Annotated in this window: 17 protein-coding genes; 1 reads left to right on the forward strand and 16 read right to left on the reverse strand. The window is 52.7% G+C overall.

Features of this window, described 5'->3' with window-relative positions; all coding sequences use genetic code 11:
- The first annotated feature begins 134 nt into the window (after positions 1-134).
- A complete protein-coding gene (locus tag F608_RS0104640) occupies positions 135-1,934 on the forward strand; it encodes an SLC13 family permease (protein ID WP_027362477.1) in 1,800 nt (599 codons plus the stop codon).
- A gap of 128 nt (positions 1,935-2,062) precedes the next feature.
- Here the strand turns inward: F608_RS0104640 and F608_RS30730 are convergent, their stop codons facing one another.
- The 16 genes from F608_RS30730 to F608_RS0104750 form a co-directional block, all read right to left on the reverse strand.
- Positions 2,063-2,920, reverse strand: coding sequence for an aldo/keto reductase (locus F608_RS30730; RefSeq protein ID WP_022664458.1), 858 nt, complete (start codon positions 2,918-2,920; stop codon positions 2,063-2,065).
- A gap of 35 nt (positions 2,921-2,955) precedes the next feature.
- Positions 2,956-4,023 (reverse strand): oxidoreductase, encoded by a 1,068-nt coding sequence (locus F608_RS0104650; RefSeq protein ID WP_022664459.1) that lies wholly within the window; start codon positions 4,021-4,023, stop codon positions 2,956-2,958.
- Between the two features lie 247 nt (positions 4,024-4,270).
- Entirely contained in the window at positions 4,271-7,060 is a 2,790-nt protein-coding gene (locus F608_RS34400; RefSeq protein ID WP_084680982.1) for a PAS domain S-box protein, read from the reverse strand.
- A gap of 334 nt (positions 7,061-7,394) precedes the next feature.
- Positions 7,395-7,946, reverse strand: a complete 552-nt coding sequence (locus tag F608_RS0104660) for a PEP-CTERM sorting domain-containing protein (protein ID WP_022664461.1) — start codon at positions 7,944-7,946, stop codon at positions 7,395-7,397.
- A gap of 342 nt (positions 7,947-8,288) precedes the next feature.
- A complete protein-coding gene (locus F608_RS0104670; protein WP_022664463.1) occupies positions 8,289-8,759 on the reverse strand; it encodes a PaaI family thioesterase in 471 nt (156 codons plus the stop codon).
- A 181-nt stretch (positions 8,760-8,940) separates the two neighbouring features.
- Positions 8,941-10,167, reverse strand: coding sequence for an HD-GYP domain-containing protein (locus tag F608_RS0104675; protein WP_022664464.1), 1,227 nt, complete (start codon positions 10,165-10,167; stop codon positions 8,941-8,943).
- 381 nt (positions 10,168-10,548) lie between these two features.
- On the reverse strand, positions 10,549-12,588 hold the full coding sequence (gene fdhF, locus F608_RS0104685; protein WP_084680983.1) for a formate dehydrogenase subunit alpha: 2,040 nt from the start codon (positions 12,586-12,588) through the stop codon (positions 10,549-10,551).
- Between the two features lie 26 nt (positions 12,589-12,614).
- Complete coding sequence (locus F608_RS0104695) at positions 12,615-13,412, reverse strand: ferredoxin family protein (RefSeq protein ID WP_022664466.1); 798 nt, start codon at positions 13,410-13,412, stop codon at positions 12,615-12,617.
- Positions 13,409-13,852, reverse strand: coding sequence for a hydrogenase iron-sulfur subunit (locus F608_RS34115; protein WP_153307443.1), 444 nt, complete (start codon positions 13,850-13,852; stop codon positions 13,409-13,411). The genes F608_RS0104695 and F608_RS34115 overlap by 4 nt, the downstream gene beginning before the upstream one ends.
- A gap of 272 nt (positions 13,853-14,124) precedes the next feature.
- On the reverse strand, positions 14,125-15,813 hold the full coding sequence (locus tag F608_RS0104715) for a CoB--CoM heterodisulfide reductase iron-sulfur subunit A family protein (protein WP_051148493.1): 1,689 nt from the start codon (positions 15,811-15,813) through the stop codon (positions 14,125-14,127).
- A 14-nt stretch (positions 15,814-15,827) separates the two neighbouring features.
- Positions 15,828-17,153, reverse strand: a complete 1,326-nt coding sequence (locus F608_RS0104720; protein ID WP_161626817.1) for a 4Fe-4S binding protein — start codon at positions 17,151-17,153, stop codon at positions 15,828-15,830.
- 51 nt (positions 17,154-17,204) lie between these two features.
- Positions 17,205-17,372 (reverse strand): FAD-dependent oxidoreductase, encoded by a 168-nt coding sequence (locus F608_RS0104725; protein ID WP_022664468.1) that lies wholly within the window; start codon positions 17,370-17,372, stop codon positions 17,205-17,207.
- 177 nt (positions 17,373-17,549) lie between these two features.
- Positions 17,550-17,978 (reverse strand): hydrogenase iron-sulfur subunit, encoded by a 429-nt coding sequence (locus F608_RS36455; protein WP_161626818.1) that lies wholly within the window; start codon positions 17,976-17,978, stop codon positions 17,550-17,552.
- A gap of 24 nt (positions 17,979-18,002) precedes the next feature.
- Positions 18,003-21,050: an FAD-dependent oxidoreductase gene (locus F608_RS0104735; RefSeq protein ID WP_153307447.1), complete on the reverse strand. Its 3,048-nt coding sequence runs from the start codon at positions 21,048-21,050 to the stop codon at positions 18,003-18,005.
- Positions 21,040-22,200, reverse strand: coding sequence for a (Fe-S)-binding protein (locus tag F608_RS30750; RefSeq protein ID WP_022664471.1), 1,161 nt, complete (start codon positions 22,198-22,200; stop codon positions 21,040-21,042). The genes F608_RS0104735 and F608_RS30750 overlap by 11 nt, the downstream gene beginning before the upstream one ends.
- A gap of 213 nt (positions 22,201-22,413) precedes the next feature.
- Positions 22,414-23,505 carry a tRNA-queuosine alpha-mannosyltransferase domain-containing protein gene (locus F608_RS0104750; protein ID WP_022664472.1) on the reverse strand — a complete coding sequence of 364 codons (1,092 nt, stop codon included), beginning with the start codon at positions 23,503-23,505 and terminating at the stop codon, positions 22,414-22,416.
- Positions 23,506-23,514 lie beyond the last annotated feature (9 nt).

Here is a 23,514-nt window from a genome sequence, read left to right on the forward strand (position 1 = left end):
TTCCCTCTGAAAATCGAATGGAATCAAGAACCGGGATCTGAAAAGGGAACCGTCTTTTTGGATTTCATGCTTTGTAAGTGGGAAATAATGATTATATTGATGAGAATCGTTTCCTTTCCCATGGAGAAGTTCATATGGCACCACCATTTGATATGCAGATCATCCTGGTTTCCTTGATTCTCTTTTCCGCCCTGCTCCTTTTGGTCACGGAAACAATCTCCGTGGACAAGACTTCCCTGGGCATCATGGTGACCCTTACCCTGACCGGGATTCTCACACCGGCCCAGGCCGTGGCCGGTTTCGGCAATCCTGCGGTAATCACCGTGGGGGCCATGTTTCTTTTGAGCCGGGGCCTGATCCGGACCGGGGCAGTGGGGTTCATCACCCGGATGGTGCTTAAATTTTCAAAGGGAAGTCAGGCCTACGCCCATATCCTGATTCTGGCCGCCGCAGCCCTGGCTTCGGCCTTTATCAACAACACCCCGGTGGTGGTTCTGTTCATCCCCATTGTCATGGGAATGAGCTGTGAATGCAATTTTTCTCCGTCAAAACTGCTCATTCCCCTCTCCTATGTATCCATCCTGGCCGGGACATGCACCCTGATCGGGACCTCCACCAACATCATCGTATCCGATCTGACAACCGCCTATGGATTTAAACCCCTGGCCATGTTTGAACTGGCCCGGCTCGGAGTGCCCATTGCAATCCTGGGACTGGGTTTCCTCCTGGTTGCGGCCCCCAGGCTCATGCCCGGGCGGGTGGGTCCGGTATGTGAACTGGATGAGGGAAAGGAGAAAAGATACCTGGCCGAACTGGCTGTGCCGGTTCAAAGCCCCCTGATCGGGCTGGAGAATATCGTTGAATACGGGGAGTCCAACCTGGGACTGAATGTGATTGAAATCTTCCGGGATAGCCGGATACTGGACCCCTCAAGAACCCGGGTTGCCTTAGAACCCGATGATATTCTTCTGGTCAAGGGATCGGCCGAAGATCTGGTCTCCTGCCTGAAAAAGCAGGTACTGGAGCTGGCCCATGGAGAAGAGGACATCTCCTTTGGATCAGGAATCAAGGACGATCTTATTGTCGAGCTCATTGTCCCGCCCCTGTCTGAAATGCTCCGGGAGCCCCTGCTGTCCACCCAGCTCAAAAATGATCCGGATATCCGGATCATTGCCATCCGCAGCCGGAGAAGCCATTATTCCTACCGAAAAATCCACAGGGTCAAACTGAAAATCGGGGACACCATCCTGGTCCGATGTCCCAGGAACAGATTGTCGAGAATACGCAACGATACAGACTTCATCATCGTTGAGGACATCCACCACGCCATCATAGATAAGGAAAAAGCAGGATTTGCCTCGGCCATATTTGCCGGGGTTGTGGTCTGCGCCACCCTGGGAGTGGCCGATATCATGGTCTGTGCCCTGGCCGGTGTACTGCTCATGACCCTGAGCCACTGCCTGAGCCTTAAGGATGCCTACCGCTCCCTGGAATCCGAGGTGCTCCTTCTGATCATCGGCACCATTGCCCTTGGGCTGGCCATGCAGAAAACCGGGGCTACCCAGGCCTATGCCGATCTTTTCCTGGGCCTGTTCAAGGGTATGGGACCGGGCTGGGTCCTGTCCGGAATCATCCTTTTGTCCAGCATCTCCACCCATATTTTAAGCAACAATGCCACGGCGGTTCTTCTTCTGCCCATAGCCGTTTCCACAGCGGTTTCCCTGGGAGTCGATCCCCGGCCCTTTGTCGTTGGCATCTGTTTCGGAGCCAGTGCCTGTTTTGCCACCCCCATCGGCTACCAGACCAATCTTCTGGTCTACGGACCGGGAGGATACCGGTTCTCTGATTTCATCAAACTGGGGCTGCCTTTGAACCTTCTCGTGGTTCTTTTATCCTCTCTGATGATTCCCTGGATCTGGCCGTTTCATGGATAGCGAGAACAGCGAGAACAGCGAGAACAGCCGGGCCTATCCTGTCGGGTGAGGAAAGGCAAGTTTTTCGAATAAAGGAATGGATCGTCCATCAGACCCGGAGATGTTGGATATTACATGAAATCTCCGGATCAGGGTTTATTGAACAGGCTGCCCCGGTAAAAGGCAAGTTTCCGGGCCATGGGGAAAAAGGGCTTCATGATTTCTTGACGCTCATCCGGTGACATGGCAGGTCCGGATTCCTGGCCCGCCCGGACCAGACTCCTGACCTCGTCGCCCGAACTGCAACCCACCAGGGCCACATCAATATCCTGGGACAGGGCAAACCGGACCAGTAGTTCCGGTGTAATTCCCAGATCCTCTGAAATATAATGTTTTCCCCCCAGGACCTTCATGCCGATAACGGCGATGCCCTTTTTCCGGGCTGCTGCAAGGGTCTGGGTTAGAAATCCGCCCAGGATCTCCTCCACCGGGTTCACAGGCATGAGAACTGCGTCCACGGGCCAGGCTTCCACGGCCCGGGTCAGGACAGCCGGGTCATGGTGACCGGTTACCCCGATATGCCGGACCAGGCCCATTTCCCGGGCCTCGGTAAAGGCCTCCAGGGCGCCTCCTTTTTGGGATACGGCCTCTATATCCCCGGGGTCCCGGATATCATGGATCTGCCACAGATCCAAATAATCGGTGTTGAGCCTGTCCAGGGTCTGGGAAAGCTCGGAAAAGGCACCCTCCCGGGTCCGTTGGGCCGATTTGGAGGTGTGAAAGACCTTTTCCCTTTTCCCGGGATGCTCTTTCCAGTATTGGCCGTAGTAGAGTTCACTGTCCATGTAGACCCGGGCCGAATCAAAATAGGCAATGCCCATGTCCACAGCCGTTTCAACGACCTCACGGGCCGGGCCGTTCTTCCCGGTTGTCCTCAGCACCCCCTCCCCGCCCAGTCCGACCCGGGAAATCTTCCCCTCATAATTTGGAAAAACATGATCAGCCAAAGTGATTAGACTCCTTTTTTCTCCTTGCCTTTGATTCAGGGAAGCGGAGTCTCGGTATAGGCGATCCCTGCCTCTTCAGAGCTGTAAACCTTCAGTTCCCTGGAGGCCTCAAGATCCGTCACCCAGTCCGGATTCAAAAGCATGGACTTTCCGGACAATACCAGATCCGCATGGTCCAGGGCCTGGTCCGCACTTTTCCTGTCATAAATTTTTCCGCAGATCATCAGGGGAAGGTCTGTGGCTTCCCGGGTAATGGCGGCCATGGTCTGATCCGTTCCAAAGGCCTTTTCACTGTAGTCGTAGGTGGAAACGGAAATGGCGTCAATGGGGGTTTGGGAAAAAAGACGGACCATTTCGAGCCATTCTTCTCTGTTTTCAAACAGGGAAACCTCCATGTCGGCAATGCCCCAATTGGATATCCGCACCACCAGGAGGCGGTCATCAGGAACCACGGGACGGACCGCATCTATCACCTCCCGGATAAAGCGGAACCGGTTCTCCATTGCCCCTCCGTATTCATCCCTTCTCTTGTTGGAATAGGATGACAAAAACTGATTGAGCAGGTACCCGTGGGCACAATGGATTTCCAGGCCGTCAAATCCTGCTGCCATGGCTCCTTTGGCTGTTTCCACGAACCCGTTGATCACATGGTCCATGTCAAAGCGGCTCATCTCTTCGGGCACCGGATATGGTTTGCCGGTCATGGGGTTGTCCTGGCTGGGGGCAACCGGGCTGGGGGCGATGGTCCGATTGGCCGGGTTGATCCCCTCATAGGCCATGCGGCCGCAGTGAAACACCTGGCAGATGGATACGGCTCCGTGCTTCCGGATCCGGTCGGTTATTCCTTTCCAGGTATCCACCTGGACCTGGTTGAGGATCCTTGCCTGGCCAGGATACCCCTGGGCGCTTTCATAATCCGTGACAATGGCCTCGGTATAGACCAGCCCGGCCCCGTTCCGGGCCCGGGTCACCAGGAACTCAAGCACATCCTTTCTCGGGATGCTGTCCCCTGCCCCGGACATCCGGGTCATGGGTGCCACGCCCATGCGGTTTTTAAATTGAATCTTCTTGATGGAAAAGGGGGAAAACAGAGAAGAGGTCATCGTGAATCTCCTTTAATCTTTATATTGGAATTTTATCATTCGCTAAGAACAGCCCTGCCACCCGATAAAGCCGCTGAGAAATGGTGAAACAGGATAGATTAAATTAAGGCCGGGCAAGGGGATTGTCAATGGCATGGGTTCAGGGGCATGGGTTCAGGGGCATGGGTTCAGGGGCATGCCATTCCCACGCTCCGCCAATTATAGTGATACAATTAAACTTTTAAACTTGACAAACAGCAACCCCGAATCAGTTTTTTTCTGAATGAAGAGGCAGACGGATAATAAAATTCGCTCCTTTGCCCGGTTCAGAAACCACGTCCAGGGTACCGCCATGATTTTCGGTAATGATAAAATAAGAAACCGAGAGTCCCAGACCCGTACCCACTCCCACCGATTTTGTTGTGAAAAAAGGATCAAAAACCATTGACCTGGTTTTTTCATCCATCCCGGGACCATTATCTTCCATCTCCATACAGACCATTTCAGAATCTTTTTCCACGTAGATTCGAAGGATGAACCGGGGAGATTGCGTTCCCGCCATCTGCATGGCCTGGGCACCATTCCGGAGAATGTTCAGAATAACCTGCTGAATTTTCGCCCCTTCACAAATCAGCAGGGGCAGATTCTCATCGTATTGTTTTATGATTTCAATGGTTTTAAAATCATATCGTTTTTTTAGATCGTAATCAGTAGATGCCAGTTCCAGGATTTGATCCATTAGCAGATCAGGAGGATAGGAGGAAACATCGGCCTCGGTTTTTCTTGCAAAACTGAGCATACTGTCGACTATTTCAGCAGCCCGTCTGCCGGACTCACTGATGGCATCCACCATACGGGGGATATCTCTTTTCTCCATAAAGGCCCGGACATCTTCCATTGAAATACCGATCTCTTGAGCAGCCCGTTGGTTTGCCGGTATGTCAAGGTCTTGAAGCCGTGATTTCATAACACTGGCGCTTTGGATCATGCCTGCCAGGGGATTGTTGATTTCGTGGGCCATGCCTGCTGCCAGTCCGCCCACGGAGAGCATCTTTTCGTTTTGGACCAGGACCTCTTCCATTTTAACTTTTTCCGTAACGTCATCGATCCGGATTACGGCATCTTCAATGTCATCCATAATCAGCGGATATATGGCTATATCGGAATAAAACATTTCATTGCCCGATTTATGGGGTACTTTAGGAAGATGCCTGGTTATCCGGTTGTCAATGCTTTGAACAATGGTTTTAGTATTTAAATTTGGATTTAAAAAAACATCGGTTATCATCCTCCCCTTGGCTTCAACCGCATGGACCCCGGTGGCTTCTGCCGCAGCCTTGTTCCATTGGGTTATCTTTAAATCATGGTCCACACCGATAAGAATGGAGGGCATTGAATCGATGATGCTGTTTATATATGTTTTGGCTTTTATCAAATCCTTTTCAGCCGCCTTCCGTTCGGTGATATCTAAAAAGGAAGCAATGACAAATCGGACCGATCTGTCGGGATTTCGGAAACAGGAAACATTGACATGGGTAAAAACGGCATGACCGTTCTTATGGTGGTATCGTTCTTCTGTTTCATAACTTTCGATCTCGCCGTCCAGCATCCTTTTATAGCTGACCAGGGTATCTGCCCGGTCTCCGGAGCCGCTTGTCCTGGGCCAGGTCTTTCCCATCAGCTCTTTTTGACTGCATCCCAGCATAGTGCACATGCGTTTATTGATGCGTATCCATTCATTGTTTTGTGCAATTGCGATCCCGATATTGCCGAATTCGAATTGAGATCGAAACAAAGCCTCACTTTCTTTTAACTGATCTATGAGGTTTTTCACCTCTTCCTTTTCATTTTTAAGACTGTCCACCATATCATTGAAGGATTTTGACAAAATCCCGATCTCATCATCGGACACAACCTCCAGGTGGGCTTCTTTGAAATTGCCTGCAGCAATTTGCTGGGTTCTGGCGGCAAGTCTTTGCAAAGGATCGGTCAGCCGGTACATAGCATAGAAAATTGCCGATCCGATCAGACACACAAAAGCGATTGTTATTATAATCAACAGCCTCATCATCTTGATCGCAGGCGCAAACAATTCAGCCTCCGGAAGAACCGTTGCAACAGACCAGTTTGTGATGGGTATGGGCTGATAAAATGCAACCATTTTCCGTTTATTTTGAGCGTACCGGTACATGCCGGAACCCCCTGAAATCATATTTTTTCCTAAATCCCTCTCTGATGGAGCTTTTAATTCAGTAATTTTTTTCTTCATGATATAAGAGGAATCCGGATGATAAATATATGTCCCATCCCGGGTAATAATAAAACCATAACCGGTTTTCCCGGCTTTCAACTCCTGTGCTATTTCTTGAATATACTTTAGAGAAATTCCAGCACCGACCAGGCCCTGGGGCCGGTTTTCATCATCCAGAATTGGCGCCACCATAAATATGGTCGGGATGCCGGTGGTTCTTGATATCAGCGGGGGAGTAATCTGTGTCGGGCCGCCGGCCATGATCGATTTAAAATAAGGACGATTTGCTATGTTTCCTACGAACAAGGAGAACTCGGTTCCCTTCTGCTGGACCGTGTGATACTCCCCTTTCCTGTTGGCAGCATATATATCCTGAAAAATATCTGGATATTTTTCATGGAGAAGCTTATGCCGGTTTATATTTTGAAGGTCAAAAACGCGAAAATTTTCATTGATCAATTTCGCCGCTGGAGTCGAGGCTATGGTCTCAGGCTCAAGCATGATCGTGGTGAGCCATCGATTAATACTTTCAGCACTCTTGCCCACCGACATCAACATGCTGTTTGAAAGTTCCCTTTCAATAACGATATCAATAGATTTATAGGCCACAAAACACAAAGAAAGCAAACCAAGGAGGATTATGGGCATTATCCATAACAGGATTCTGCCTTTTAACGGGAGATTGCCGGGAAAAGGATAAGAGGCATGTCCCTTTGATTTTTTTCTCTGGAAAGGGGCAATTTTCATCTTAACTTCATAGAATTCCCAAATAGTGTTGACCCAATTCCTCCCCAAAGCAAAAAGCATTGATAGAGGGCAAGAAAAATCGTCACTCTGGAGCCGTAAAGGTAAATTCCCCGGCTCGCCTTTCTATGGTTTCAGAGGGCAACAATCCAAAAATTGATCGTCCCCGTATCTAATCGGTCAAATTGTGATTATAGAGGTCCCAGGCATTAAGGGTACATCAAAAAGTCGGGCTTTGCAAAAAATATAAAAGATTTGTTTGGGCTGGAAATAGGCCGTATCATATATCTTGGATGGGATAAAAGTCACGGCAAAACAGAAGCGCCGGGATTGCCACAGACCAGGTAAAATTGAAACGAGGCCCAAGGCTCTCTCTTCTTTCAAGATTGTTCCTGGTCTATTTTTTTCTTCTACTGATTCCGGCAAGGCCCAGGAGACCGAAACCCAAAAGAAGCATTGTCGTCGGTTCCGGGTTTGAATAAATAGCAGGCGGATTATTCTCTGTGATTTTCCAGGTGGATAAGTGAGAAATTCCTTTGTCAGCGACGTCAGCAGTATCCCAAACACCTGACCTTGCGCCATCCTCTATCCAATAGAGAGCATACATATTACCCGCTTTGACACTAAACAGGTTTATGAGGTCCTCAGTGCTCCATGTACCGGACTTGCTTTCGCCGTCATCCATATTATATGAGAGAATAAGCCCTCCGGATCCATCAGTGGTTTCTGTCTCTTGAAATTCGACTTTTGCATAGAATTCAAGGTCAATGGTATCGGTGGTATATCCCAGAAATTGGGAAACGATATTTTCCAGCGCACTAAGATCAGCGCTTGGACTGGCGGGGTCATTTCCCGAATAAGTGCCGAGATAAATTGTTGAGGCGAAAAGATTTATAGGGGTAACGAAAACGAATAAAACAATCGTAAAAATATAGGTAAGCTTTTTCATTTTTATCCTGATTTATATTTTCAAGGTATTGCAGGCAAAATAAGAAACTTACTTAGCAAAAAACGTTCCAACTCTAATGTGAAATATCTTTAACGACACAACCCCTTGTCGACAGGGATTCTCCAGCTTTGTTTTTTTTATACGAAAAGAGGGATTTTAACCATTCACACATAAACTACACAATAAATGTAAAAAATTACCCATTTTTTGTGGAAAATGTGTTTCCAGGCAATCTTTCCCGAGAGGGTCAAGAAAATTTTATTATCCCATCCGGGGGCGGTCAGAAAGCCATGTTATAGACCCTATATCTGGATAAAGAAACCGCCTGAAAAAAGAATGTTGTTATTCCAAGAGCATGGAATCCGGCATGCGGACAGCTACCACATTGCCCTTTGCGCAGACTTTGCCGTCTGCCAGAACCCTTGCCTCGACCACCACTTTTTTTCCTTTAATCTCCAGGACTTTCCCCCGGATTTCCAGTTCCGTTCCCAGGGGTGTGGGGGCAAGATAATCCACTTTTAATGAGGCCGTGACAAAACGGAGGGGCGGCTGGGTGCCCATTTCCCGGTTTTCGGCCCGATAGGAGGCAGCCGCGGCCGTGCCGGTTCCGTGGCAGTCAATGAGGGAGGCCAGCAGGCCGCCGTATACGAAACCGGGGACCGCAATATGGTATTCCTTGGGAAGAAATTTTGCCACACTCTCTTCGCCGTCCCAATGGGATTTGATCTGATGGCCGTGGGGATTTAAGCTGCCGCATCCGTAGCAATGCTGAAATGTCTTCTCGTAATGGTCCTGGAACGCTTTTTCCGTCATGATCCGTTATCTCCTCCCTATGGGTCAGGGGTATTGGTTTTCAGAGCAAAGAGCCTCTCTCCACAATAGAAAATATAAAGGCCCGGGTCAAGCCTGGTCTTTATCCGGGGTAATGAAGTTTTTAGCCGGCTTGAACCAATGACAAAATCGAGGGGAGTGACCTTTTAAAACCGGAATAGATTCAGAGCAGTCCGGACAGATCAAAGCTTTCAGACTGATTGATGGTGAGGATGAACCTTCTGAGCAGGTCTTTATCAAAACAGTGGGCCATGCCCCTGTCCCTGAGTTTAACCCGGGCTTCCACCCTCTTCCGGGCCTCTTCCTCCATGATCTCCCTTTCCCGGAGGCGTTTGAGTTTTTTATCATAATCGTCCCGGACCGTTGCCGTTACCGGGGACCTTCGGATCTCTCTGGCTTCGGCCTCGAATTTTTTAAGAATTTCCAAATTGGGGTTCTCTCCGGTCATGATTGTCAATGCCTCAAAAGGGGTCTTGGCCTCCTTATAAGAACGCTTGGAGGTCAGGGCGTCAAACACATCGGCGATATGGCAGATTTTGGCAATGAGCGGAATCGCGTCCCTGGACAGGCCGCAGGGATAGCCGGATCCGTCCTCATTTTCATGGTGGTAGAGAATGGTCTGCATACAGGAATGGGGCAGATCGCTTTCAAAGAGAAGGCTGGCGGAATAGGCGGTATGGGCCTGGATCAGGGAATACTCCAGATTGTCCAGCCTTCCCTTTTTGTTGATCACGTTCCTGGGAATCTTGACCTTGCCGATATCATGGAGAAATCCGGCCACAGCCCCCTGGATCATGAGATCCCGCAGTTCACTCTTTGTTTCGACATGAAACAGATCCTGGTTGGCATTGATAAAGGTCGCGGTGAGCCACCCCACCTTGATGGAATGGGTATGGGTCTCATAATCATGGCCCACCAGCTCGGCAATTCCCTTTAAGGATTCAATGCCGGAGATAAAATCAACCGCCCTTGTAATCAGAATTTTTATATTCTCAACCACCCGGCCGATGTCTCCTGCCACGGCAAAATTGACTGAAAGGGTTTCCTTGACCACTTCGGCGGACAGGTTGATCAGGGTGAGACTCTTTTTCTTCTCATCAATATCTTCATGTTTGAGGATGAACTCCAGATTGTCCTCGGCATATTTGATATAGTTTGCCCGTTGTCTGCGGTGGACATAGACCACATCCCAGGACTGAAGAAGCCGGATCAGTCTTTCCTTGGGAACGTCTGCGGTGTCCTTCAGGAGGCAGCGGAACCGAAAGTTCCCCTTGTCCAGGTCAAACCTCTCATACAGCATGAAATCTGCCAGGGATTCCGGATTAATGGACAGGGGATCGATGGGAAAAAAAGAGCTGCCGTCATCAATGTAGTCTGGTGCCGCACCCATTAAATCATACTCCTTTGATGATGTATACTCGTGCTAAGAAAGTATAAATTAGCACCAAATTGGATCAATGTAAAGAATTGATCCTCCAAAACACTTGACCGTCAAGCTTTACAGCCCGTCCTTCCCAAAAGCCCAGACCGGTTCGGCCGGGCTCCCAAGAAAGGATTTCAGTCAGTTCTGGGAAACTATTTTCATACTTTATGCTAAAATACAACTCTTCGGGGAAGAAAAAGTTTGATGAAGCTGATTTCAATAAAGAGATGAGCTTTCCAAACAAAGGGGGGGGTGAAGCCGGCTTTTTTCCATGGGGATGGCCCAGGATTCCAAAAAAAACGGCCCGGAAAAATTCCGGGCCGCCTCTAAGTTCATTTTTTAAACGGGTCAGGCTTTTTCAATTCTCACTGCACAGACCTTGAATTCGGGAATCTTGGCAATGGGATCAAAGGCCGGATTGGTGAGTTTGTTCACATTGGCCTCCTCAAAATGAAAGGGCATGAATACCACGCCTTTTTCCACCCGCTCCGTAACCATGATCCGGGTGGTAATCTCCCCTCTTCTTGAGGCCACCTTTACCGGTTGGCCGTCACAGACATCCATGGCCGCCGCATCATCGGGATGAATTTCAAGGGATCCTTCGGAAATCTCGAAATCCAGGGCCGCCGAGTTCCGGGTCATGGTACCGGTATGGTAGTGGGCATAGACCCGTCCCGTGGTCATCCAGAAGGGATATTCTTCATCCACCTGTTCGGCCGGTCCCTTGTGGGAAACGGCATGGAAGAGTCCCTTGCCCCGGGTGAACTTCCCGTCCTTGTGCAGGAACGGGGTGCCCGGATGGCCCGGAGCCGGACAGGGCCATTGGATGCCCTCCCCCTCCAGGCGGTCATAGCGGATGCCGGCATAGGAGGGAGTCAGGGAAGCGATTTCATTGAAGATCTCTTCCGGGGATCCGTACTCCATGGCAAGGCCCAGGCGGTTGGAGATCTCCTGGATGATCACCCAGTCGGGCCGGGAATCCCCCACCGGCTCCACAGCCTTTCTCACCCGGGTCACCCGCCGCTCCGTATTCACGAAGGTTCCGTCCTTTTCCGCAAAGGATGCACCGGGCAGGACCACATCGGCCAGCCTGGCCGTGGGGGTGAGGAAGATATCCTGGACCACCAGGAAATCCACCTTTTCAAGGGCCTTGACCACATGGCCGGCATCGGGATCGGAAACCACGGGGTTTTCCCCCATGATCCACAGGGCCTTGAGCTTTTCCTCTTCTATGGCGGTCAGCATCTCCGGGATGGTCAGTCCGATGTTGGTGGGCAGTTCATCCACGCCCCAGGCCCGGGCAAACTTTTTGGATGCCTCCCCCAGGGTCACGGGCTGGTATCCGGTGAATACATTGGGCAGGCCGCCCATGTCGCAGGCGCCCTGGACATTGTTCTGACCCCGCAAAGGGTTCACACCGGACCCGGGCTTGCCCAGGTTGCCCGTGAGCATGGCCAGGTTGGCCAGAGATTTTACATTGTCCACCCCGTTGGTGTGCTGGGTGATACCCATGCAGTAGATGATGGATGCGGTTCCGGCCTGGCCGTAAATTTCAGCGACTCTTTCCATATCGGCAACAGATACCCCGGTGATGGCGGAGCATGCTTCCAGGTCAACGGATTGAATCAATTTCTGAAAATCACCGAATCCCTCGGTATTGGACTCAATAAAGGCCTTGTCTTCCAGTCCCTTGTCCAGGATCTTCTTCATGATCCCGTTGAGCAGGGCCACGTCGGTCCCGGGTTTGTGGCGGACATAGAGGTCTGCAAATCCGGCTATCTGATTTTTCCGGGGATCGGCCACCACAAGTTTCGCCCCGTTTTCCAGGGCCCGGAAGATCCGGGTGGCCACCAGGGGATGGGCCGTGGCCGTGTTGGATCCGATGATGAAGATGGCGTCGGTGTTTTCAAGCTCGGCCACGCCGTTTGTCATGGCACCGCTTCCAAATGCTGCGGCAAGACCTGCCACAGTGGAAGAATGTCACAGCCGGGCGCAGTGATCGACGTTGTTGGTTCCAAGCCCTGCCCGGGCCAGCTTCTGCATGAGAAAGTTCTCTTCGTTGGTCACCTTGGCAGAGGCGAAAAATCCAAAGGCGTCACCGCCCCCTTCCTTATGGATGGCCTTGAACCGGTCGGCCGTGTAGTTCAGGGCCTCTTCCCAGTCCACTTCCGTAAGTTCCCCGTCTTTTCGGATCATGGGACGTTTAAGGCGTTTTTCACTCTGGACAAATTGGTGGACGTTCCAGCCCTTGATACAGAGCCTGCCCTCGTTCACCGGACTGGTCTTGCAGGGGATGGTGCCTGTGAGTTTTCCGTCCAGGCTCTCCAGGAATAGATTACACCCGCAGCCGCAATAGGTGCAGGTGGTCAGGGTCGTTTGATATTCCATAATTCTCAATTATCCATTCTCAATTATCAATTATCGGGTCCCATGATGGACAGGGGAGATTTTTCACCTTTTTTCAGCCCCGAGGTAAACCCGAACTCGGCATTCATGATCCTGGCGGTTTTCTTGTACAGGAGCCGCAACGGGATATCCGAAGGACAGGCTTCATCGCAGAGGCCGCAATCCACACACCGGTCTGCCATGTGCATGGCCCGGGTCAGGTGGAATACCGGGATATCCACGGGCAGGTCCCCCTTGGATACCAGGTCCTCACATTCCAGGCTGCACTCTTTGCAGAAGCACATGGGGCAGACATCCCTGCACCCGTAGCACTTTATACATTTGCCAAACTGGGCGGTCCAGAAATCAAATCGTTTATCCAGATCCATGCCTTCCATCTCATCCAGTTTTGCAGGCTCAATGGCAGAGGTTTCACCGCCTGCCACCAGGACCTCGGGAAAGGGTTTTCTGCATTCACAGGCCTTGGCCAGATCCGGGGGGCATCCCAGGCCCACGGCCGTCACCTTGTCTTCCTCAAGCTGATTCAGACGAAAAAGCCCGAAAAGCCCCCGCTCGTCACACCCCCGGACCAGGACCCCGAACACTTCATCGGGATAGGCCCTGGCCAGGGTCACCAGAACCCGGTTCAGAGGGTAGCGGGCATCCCCGGCCTTTTCCCGGTCTCCCAGGCTGAAACCGGTAAGGTCGTCCGGATCCCGGAACAGATGGGGAGCCACATGGCCGTTCTTCTCGATCAGTCCCACAAAACCGGCAATCTTTTTTTCGCTCAAAAGCTGAGCCACACGCTCTTTTATGGTTTCCATCATGCTGTTCTCTCTGTCTTTGCCGCTCCTGATTTCAAAGGCGACGGACCCAATTTTTTCAAAGTATCGATAAAGGAGTTTACCTCTTCCACGAACTCCGGTGCTTCGGCCGAAGAGACCCACCGTGCCCTGAGGCGCTCTTTTTCAATTCCGGTAAAGTCCAGCATCTGGGACAGAACCTTGACCCGCTTTTCCGTAGAATAATTACCGTACAGGTAATTGCATTCGCTTAGATGTCAGCCACCCACAAACACCCCGTCGACCCCCTGCTGGAAGGCCCGGAGCACATGGTGGGGAGACACGCTTCCCGAACACATCACCCGGATGATGCGGATATTTGACGGGTACTGCATACGACTAACCCCAGCCAGGTCAGCAGCGGCGTACGCTCACCAGGTGCAAAGAAAGCAGATGATATTGGGTTCGAAATTTTCGTTACTCATTTATTTTATTCCTTTGTTAAAAAAGCAAAACAGCTATCCGCGGGAACGGCGGGAACAGTTTTTGTCCCGGCCTCTTTCATCATCCCTCTCTCCCTCAAATACTGTTCTCCTTACACTTTTCTTCAACTATATATCTGGTTCTCCCAGTTTGGATGAGAATTTGCCCGGGTGCAAGGCGCAAAGAATTTTAAGACCGGAGCTTACGAAAAGTACGTGAGGATCTTAAAATTCTGCAGCAACGCCGCAGATGGGTGTATTCTCGTCCAAACATCCTAGGCGGCCCCTATCTGTGCCAGCAGTTGCTCCGGCTTATACCCCCTCAGCTGGGCCGAGTGGGAGGGACAGGTGGCAGCACAGTTGCCGCAGCCCTTGCACAGGATCTCATTGACCTCACAGATCCGTTTTTCCCGGTTAAAGGAAATGGCCCCGTAGGGACACATGGGCAGGCAGGCAAGACAGCCGACACAGGAGTCCGGGTTGATCTGGGCCACGATGGCGCTTTTGACCAGTTTTTCCTTGAACAGGATGGCCGCCACCCTTGCCGCCACACCGATTCCCTGGGTCCGGGCCTCCGTGGACGTGGCCGGATACCGGCCCGAGCCGGCGACAAAGATGCCGTCTGCTGCAAAATCCAGGGGTCTGAGCTTGGCATGGGCTTCCAGAAAAAATCCGTTCTGGTCCGTGGGCACCCTAAGCATATTGGCCAGCTGCCCGGCATCTTTCCGGGGCACCAGCGGTGTGGACAAAACCACCAGATCCGTATCCAGCTCAAGGGTTTCCCCGGTCACAGCCTGGAAAAAAGAGACCTTCCCGTTTTCAACCCTGGGTGGATTCTCAGGGGAATAGACATCAAATCTCACTCCCTTTCCCCGGGCATCCCAGAGCATCTGCTCCTTATGGGTGCCGTACATCTGCATGTCCCGATAGAGCACCCGGACATCGGCCAGGGGATATTTCTCCTTGACGGCCATGGCGTTTTTCACGGCGGTCATGCAGCAGATCCTGGAGCAGTACTCCTTTTTCTCGGTCCTGGCCCCGGCGCACTGAATAAAGACCATGCGCCTTCCCTTGAATCCGGCCTGGTCCAGAGAGTTGTTCTTCAGGTTCTGTTCCAGTTCCATAAGAGAGATCACGCCGGGATCACCATACCCGAAAATCCCTTCCGGAATCAGGGGAACCGCCCCGGTTGCCACCACCATGGATCCGATTTTCTCGGTGATTTCGCCCTGGTCTGTCTCTAATTTCACCTCATAGTTGCCGATGTACCCTCCTGTGGATTTTACCCGGGCTCCGGTATGGCAGGTGATATTGGAACGGGATTTTACATCCTGAATGATCCTGTCCAGGAAGTCCCGGGCCGTTTCCCCGGTATCCAGGGTCCCCACGGATTGAAGCAGTCCCCCGAAGTTCCCGCTCTTTTCCACCAGAATGACATCCAGTTCCATATCTGCCAGGGCCTGGGCCGCGGAAAGCCCTGCCACGCCGCCTCCGATCACCAGAATCTTCCGGATCAGGGAGGATTCGATTTCCTCCTGGGGCTCCAGACCGGCGGCCTTGGCCACGCCCATGCGGATCAGGTATTTGGCCTTTTCAGTGGCATCCTCTCTTTTGCCCATGTGAACCCAGGAACACTGGTCCCGGATATTGACCATTTCAAACAGATAGGGATTAAGGCCGGCTTCTGCACAGGAACTGGAAAACAGGGGATGATGGGTTCTGGGAGAACAGGAGGCCACCAGAACCCGGTTCAGGTTCTGTTCCGTGATGGCTTTCTTGATCTCCACGATCCCGGATTCCGAACAGGTATACAGGTTTTCCTTGGCATAGACCACATGGGGCAGGGTTGAGGCATACTCGGTCACATCGGAGCAGTCCAGGTGGCCGGCGATATTGGATCCGCAGTCACAGACAAACACCCCGATGCGGGGTTCTTCATAGGATTTTAAATTCTCTTTGATCATTGCGGCGGTCCCCCTTATGACGCCTTCCGGGATTTATGTTTCATCACGGTCTGGGCGGCCCGGGCAGCGGCAGAGCTTGCCTGGGCCACGGATTCCGGGATATCCATGGGACTGTGGGCACAGCCGCAGACAAAGATTCCCTCCCGGGTGGTATCCAGGGGCTGGGCAGGATCGGTCTTGAAGAATCCGAATGCGTCCAGCTCAACCCCCAGGGTCTGGGCCACCCTGTCCGTATTTTTGACCGGAGCGCAGGCCGTGGCCAGAACCACCAGGTCATAGCTTTCCCTGACCACCTTCTGGAGATGGGTGTCCTCGTAGATCAGGACCGGAGACTCATTTTCCCCTTTTGTGATCTCAGCCACCCGGGACCGTTTATAGGCGATCCTTGAGGAATTGCCCCCCCGGATCTTGTACTCCTCAAACCCCTTGCCCACGGCCCGGATATCCATGCCGAAGATGACCGATTCCGTGTCGTTATCATGCTCATGGGCAATGATGGCCTCCTTGATGGAATGCATGCAGCAATACCCGGAGCAGAAAGGATAGAAGCGTAAGTCCCTGGATCCCACGCACTGGATAAAGGCCAGCTTCTTGGCCGTGGTTACGGCGCCCACCTTTTTCTCCAGGGCCTTGAACTGGTTGTCCATGGCCTGGTAATCCCGGGCTTTGGAAGCCCAGCTTTTCGAATCTTTGGCCAGGTCGTCCTTTTCAGCCAGGGATTTATCGGCCAGCCCCTGTAAAAAATCAGCAGAACTCATCCCGTGTTTTTTCTCAAACCGGTTCAGGGTCTTGGTCAGCTTGGCCATTTTCTTGTCCATATCCGCTTTTTCCGCTTTGAGCTTCCGGTCCGAAGGCCGGTAGATATGCCCTTCCGTGGGGCCCGAGGCAGAGAGAAACCGCTCAAATTCCATGGCCGTGATCACATTGTCCAGCTGGGCGTATCTGTACTCCGGCATCCGGACCGGGTCGAAAATATCATACCCCGTTGCCAGCACAACCGCTGCCACGTTCAGCTCCACCTGCTCTTCGGTCTGGTCAAAATTAATGGCCTTGGCCTCGCATTTCTTGGCACAGATCCCGCACTTCTTGCCTGTCAGGATCCGGCAGTGGTCCGGGTCAATGGCATGGGTGGAGGGGATGCCCTGGGCAAACCAGGAATAGATGGCCTTTCTTTCTGCATGGCCTTCATTGTAGAGGTCCGGCACAGGGGTGGGGCAGACCTCGGTGCAGGCACCACAGCCCGTGCACTTGTCCGCATCCACATATCTGGCCTTCTTCAGAACCTTTGCCGTAAAATCCCCGGCCTTACCGCTGAGCTCAACAAGCTCGCTGTAAGCCATCAACTCTATATTGGGATGTCGACCGACATCCAGCATCTTGGGCGACAGGATTCAGATGGCACAGTCATTGGTGGGAAAGGTCTTGTCCAACTGGGCCATTTTCCCGCCAATGGAGGGGAGCCGCTCCACCAGGTGAACCTTGAATCCCATTTCCGCCAGATCCAAAGAGGACTGGATCCCGGCAATACCGCCGCCGAGAACAAGGATATTTTCAGTCACAATCTACCTCCTATACTATGCTTGGACGACAACTCACCCATCTACTGGATCGCTTTAAAAATTTACCCAATCGTATGATCGGGCCCCACGCACAAGAGTACGCTCCGGGTTCACATTTTCTTGCGCCTTGTTGAGTAAGTTCTCGTTCAAGCTCAGATTCTCTCTTTATACTATTATTTAAGCAACTTGAGGGCTTGCCTTGATATTTGCCGGGCCCAGTTCTTTAATTTTTTGAGTAAACTCATTGGCCACATCGGCAAATTTATTGCCCTCTGCCGATGAGATCCATTCCAGCCTCACCCTCTGGGTGTCAATGCCCAGAAGCTCTATCAATTTCCGGGTCATCTCAAAGGTCTTGGTGGCTTTCACATTACCGTCCAGGTAATGGCAGTCTCCGATATGTCAGCCCGAGACCAGGATCCCGTCCGCTCCCTTCTCAAAGGCACTGAGAATATAGTTGGGGGTGATGCCGCCCGAGCACATGACCCGTATGATCCTCATATTGGGCGGGTACTGAAACCGGCTCACTCCGGCCAGATCTGCTGCCGAGTAGGAGCACCAATTGCAGGCAAAGGTGATGATCCGGGGTTCAAAATTATCGCTCATCAGAACTTCCTTACTTATTCATTATTAATTGGGCAGTGCCGCATCTATCATGGCCATGACTTCGCTGTTATAGTGGTACACACCGGCCGCTCCGGTGGGACAGGCTGAGGAACAGGCCGCACATCCCTTGCACAGGGCCTGCTGAACCCGGGCCAGCTTCACGCCCCTTTCATCTTCAAACACCTCAACGGCACCAAAGGGACAGGCCTCTTCACAGGCGCCGCATCCCCGGCACATGGCCTCATTGACCCTGGAGACCACCCCGTCCACGGTGACGCTCTGCTTGGACAGAACCACGGTGGCCCGGGAAGCGGCCGCCTTGGCCTGGGCCACGCTCTCTTCCACGGGTTTGGGATAGTGGGCCATGCCGCAGAGGAAGATCCCGTCCGTGGAAAAATCCACGGGCCGAAGCTTGGCATGGGCTTCCATGAAAAATCCCTCATCGTTGAGGGTCAGCTTGAACAGCCGGGCCAGATCCTCATTGCCCGGGGCCTCTATGGCCGAGGCCAGAACCAGGAAATCCGCCTCAATATTCAGATCCATTCCCAGGATCGGCTCCCTGACCCGGATGGAAAGTCCCTCTTCCCCGGCCGTGACCACGGGTTTTTCTGCCAAGTCAAACCGGATGAACAGAATCCCTTTGTCCCGGGCTTCCCGGTACAGGGTCTCCCGCTGGCCATATGTCCGGATGTCCCGGTAGAGGATATAGATGTCCATATCCGGGTTGGCATCTTTTAATTTGATGGCCGTCTTTATGGAATGGGTGCAGCAGACCTTGGAGCAATAGGGGCGGGAAGGTTCCCTGGATCCCACGCACTGGATGAACACGGCGGATCCCGTCTTTTCCGGAAGAACCTCCCTGCCGGCCAGGGCCCGGTCCAGGTCTGTGTGGGTATAGACCCGGGGGTCTGTTCCGTAGAGGTACTCATCGGGCCGGCTGGCCCTGGCGCCGGTGGCAATGATCACGGCACCGTGGTCCAGGACTTTTTCTCTGGAACCGCCGGGATCCTCTGTCTGGACTGTGGTTTTGAAGTTGCCCACGAATCCGCTGGTCTGGGTGATCATTGACCGGGTCAGCACCTCAATGGAGTCATGGGCCTCTATCTGGTCTGCCATTTGTTTTACGTTTTCGGCTATGGGCTCACCCTTCCAGGTATGATCCAGGTTCAGGGCATGGCCTCCCAGGTCCTGCCCCTGTTCCACCAGATAGGTGTGAAATCCCTGATCTGCCAGGCTCAGGGCTGCGGTCATTCCGGCCACGCCCCCGCCGATGACCAGGCCCTTCTGGGTGATCCCCACCTCGGGCTGGGCCAGGGGGCTCATGAGGGAGGCCTTGGCCGCGGCAATTCTGACCAGGTCCTTGGACTTTTGGGTGGCCAGCTCAGGCTCCTTGGAGTGAACCCAGGAACATTGGTTCCGGATATTGGCCATCTCAACCAGATACTTGTTCAGGCCCGCATCCTTCAGGGTCTCCTGGAACAGGGGTTCATGGGTCCTCGGGGTACAGGCGGCAATGACGATCCGGTTGAGGTTGTTGTCGGCGATCACCTGCTTGAGCTTGTCCTGGGTATCCTGGGAACAGGTAAACATGTTCTCTTCCACGTAGGCCACATGGGGCAGACCCTTTGCATATTCGGCCACGGCCGGTACGTCCACGACCCCGCCGATATTGGTGCCGCAATTGCAGACAAAGACCCCGATGCGGGGAAGCTCCTCCCCCACGGCCTTTTCATCGGGATAGGTCTTGGTCCGGGTCAGACTTCCCCGGGCCGGGGAAAGACTTGCGCCGGCATCACAGGCTGCGGCAGAGGCTTCCATGACCGAGAGGGGGATATCCTTGGGCTCCTGGAGGGCTCCGCATACGTAGATGCCTTTTCTGCTGGAGGCCACAGGCGAGAAACTGCTGGTCTCCACAAACCGGTTGGAATCCAGGGTGATGCCCATGTCTGCCACGGCCTTGGCCAGATCCTTTGGTGTTTCCATGCCCACGGACAGGACCACCATGTCAAAGACCTCTTCGATGTTCTGACCGTCTTCGGTCACATAGATACAGTTGAGGCTCTTGTCCTCGTTTTCCGTGATGGTATGGATCCGGGATCGCACAAACCTGACCCCTTCGCTCTTGGCCCGCTCATAGTACTTCTCAAAGTCCTTGCCATAGGTTCTCATGTCCATGAGAAAGACAGATGCCTGGAATTCCCCTTCCACATGGTCCCGGGTCATCATGGCTTCCTTGACCGCATACATGCAGCAGACCGATGAGCAGTATCCGTTTCCGCATTTGTTCTGGTCCCTGGATCCCACACACTGGAGCCAGGCGATTTTTTTGGGGGCTCTTTTATCCGGAGCACACTCGATATGGCCGCCCGTGGGACCGCCGGCCGAGAGGATCCGCTCGTACTCGATGCTGGTGACCACATTGGGAAAGGCTTTGTACTGGTAGTTGTCCAGGCCGGAGGGGTCATAGGGCTGGAACCCGGCAGCCATGATCACGGACCCTACATTCAGGGTGACTGTTTCTTCCCGGTCTTCGTAATTGATGGCTCCGGTGGGACAGACCCGGGCACAGGTGCCGCATTTGTCCTTGAGCAGCTTCAGGCAGCGTTCCGGATCAATGGCGTACTTTAAGGGAACGGCCTGGGGATAGTCCACATAGATGGCTTTGCGCTTGACCAGGCCCTCGTTAAAGGTATCCTCTGCCTTGCCCGGACACTTTTTGGTGCATTCCCCGCAGGCAATGCACTTGTCCATATCCACATATCTGGGGGATTGTTTGACAACAACGGTAAAATTTCCCGGGTCACCCTCTATGGATTCAACCTGGGAAAGGGTGTGCAAATGAATGTTCAGGTGCCGGCCGACCTCGACCAGTTTGGGTGAGATCACTCACATGGCACAGTCGTTGGTGGGAAAGGTCTTGTCCAGCTGGGCCATGACCCCGCCGATGGAAGCCTTTTTTTCCACCAGATGGACCTGGAATCCCGAATCCGCCAGGTCCAGGGCTGCCTGCATTCCGGCAATTCCCGAGCCGACCACCAGTACCGAACCCTGAATTGTTTTTTTATTTCCCATTCATAACCTCCTGATGGGTCTTCACTCCCTGCCCCTGGACCAGGTGGTCCGTTAAAAAGGAGGCAAGATCGATAATTTTTATGTCATGGTCTGTGTTTTTCCGGGCACAGGTCAGATGGATCTGGCATTTGGGACAGGCCGTGATTATGGCCTGGGCCCCAACGGTTTCCGCCTCTTTAAGACGCTGGATCTGCATGGCCTTGGAACAGGAAGAACATTGCATCCAGCCGGTGGTGCCGCAGCAGACGGCATTTTCTCTATTGTGTTCCATCTCGGCAAGTTCCACTCCGCTCACCTGCTGGATCGCCTGTCTCGGGGCTTCATAAATCCCGGATCTCCTGCCCAGACGGCAGGGATCCTGGAAGGTGACCCGGTCCAGGGCTCCGGCTTGGAACTCCAGGCCGGAGTCAGGCAGCCGGTCCGCTAAAAATTGGGTGATATGGACGATGTCAAAATCGAGGGGACCCAGGAAGTCAGGGTAAACCTCCCTGAACATGGCATACCCCTCGGGACATCCGAATATAACGGTTTTGGCCCCGGAAGCCCGGATGACTTCAAGGTTTTTCCGGGCCAGGGTTTCCAGGGTCTTTTCGTCTCCGTTCCAATAGGCATCGTGACCGCAGCAGCATTCGTCGTTGCTGACCACCGGTTCAATGCCCAGGGCGTTGAGCAGCCTCAAATTGTTCTTTGCCGTCTCGATCATGTTCAGATCAAGGTATTGAAAGGCAACGTCATAGTAGGCAATACAGCCCGCAAAATAAAAGTACTCCCCGGTCTGGCCTGTCTTTCCGGCCTCTTCAGCCCATTGAATCCGGTTCTGCCGGGTGGTGGCGGTCTGGAGCCGGGTAAGGGTCTGGAACATGCCGTGGTGACTCAAGACCGGGCGGTTGCCTCTTTTTTGGGCCCTGGCCCTTAGGCTCCGGATAAATCCGGGAAAATCGATTTCAACGGGACACCGGTCCGAACAGCGGGAGCAGCTGAGACAGGCCCATATGTCCGGGCTGTCCAGGATGTCTCCTTCCGGATCCTTCATGCTCCGCTTAATCATCTGCCTGGGGGAGAACCCCGGAAGATCCATGGCCACGGGACAGGACCCCGTACAGACCCCGCACTCCATACAATAATCAATCTGCTGTTGTGAAAGCTGCATTGTATACTTCCAAATTGTATCGTTCCAAATAAAATCTAATTTGTAAAAATAACTCCCCGCAAATCCACCCTTGGGGGTTTTGCGGATCTATTTTTACGGGTTTTGGTTTTTTGTCCGGAATGTCTAGGAATTGCAAAGCTCAAAACGTGGGCACTGATAAAATCCGTTACTTCCTTGGCAAAAGAATGACTTTAAAGATTTAAATTGGCTGTGTCAAGTTAAATTGGCATATTGAATCAGGGCCTTATCATATTCTCTGCCCATAATTTCCCAGGAGAACCGGCCGGCAGAATCGGATAACTCCCGGCCTTCCCGGGCAAGCCCTTCCGGATGTAAGAGTAACTCTTTTAATTTTTTAAAAAAATCGTCGCCGGATCTGTAAAAGACTTTCCCATGAAATTTCTCCGGGATAAGTTCCGGATAGGAGAGGCGTTTGGGAAGCAGGGGAAAACAGCCGAACCTCACGGCCTCCATAACCGATATGCCGAAATTTTCCTGGATGGCCGTGCTGACCACCACCCGTCCCTTTCCCAGCCAGGATTCATACTCCTTCCTGGAGTCAACATATCCCCAGGCCAGGATCTCATCTTTGAATTCCTGGCGGGCCTGTTCAAAGACCTTTGGGACAATTTCGTACTGCTCCCCCAGCACGGCCAGGGAAAAGGGGATCTCTGCCTGCTTGAGTTTTCCAATGGCTGCAAAAAATGTCTCGGGATCCTTATCGTACTCCCACCTATGGTTCCAGACGATCAAAGGCGGTTCAGAAGGAAGGGAGGCAGCCCCGCCGATGTGCGCCGGAAACCGGCATCCGGGATAAAGGATCCGGGCCTTTTGCTCAATTTTATCCAGAACCCGGACCGGCCTGAAGTCCGGCATCTGCTTGACCAGTTGCCGGGCGGCCTTCATAAAATCATTGAGGTGAAATTGGGAGTTAAAAAGCAGGCCGTCTGCGGCATGGGCGGAAATGATATTGGTAAACCCGAGATGAAAGTCCCGTTTTTCATGGGGGCCCAAGGGGTAGGAGAGCTGATTCTCATGGAAATAGAGCACCACAGGGGGTAGATTTTTCCCGCCCAGGGCCTTAAAGTCGGCCAGATCCAGCATATCTGTGGCAAAGATCAGATCGTAGTCGCCAGGGTTGCCGATCTGATCTAAAAGGGCGAGGGCGGCCCCCCGCATCCGCCATTTCCAGAACCGGGGAGGCAGGGTCAAAAGATCGACTTCATGAACGGAAGATTCCTTGAACCCCAGGGCGAAATCTTTGTGGGACCCTCCGAAAAACGGCTCAAGGAACAAAATTTTCAAAACAGGTTC

The organism is Desulfospira joergensenii DSM 10085, assembly GCF_000420085.1.
In the GTDB taxonomy this organism is placed as follows: Bacteria; Desulfobacterota; Desulfobacteria; order Desulfobacterales; family Desulfobacteraceae; genus Desulfospira; species Desulfospira joergensenii.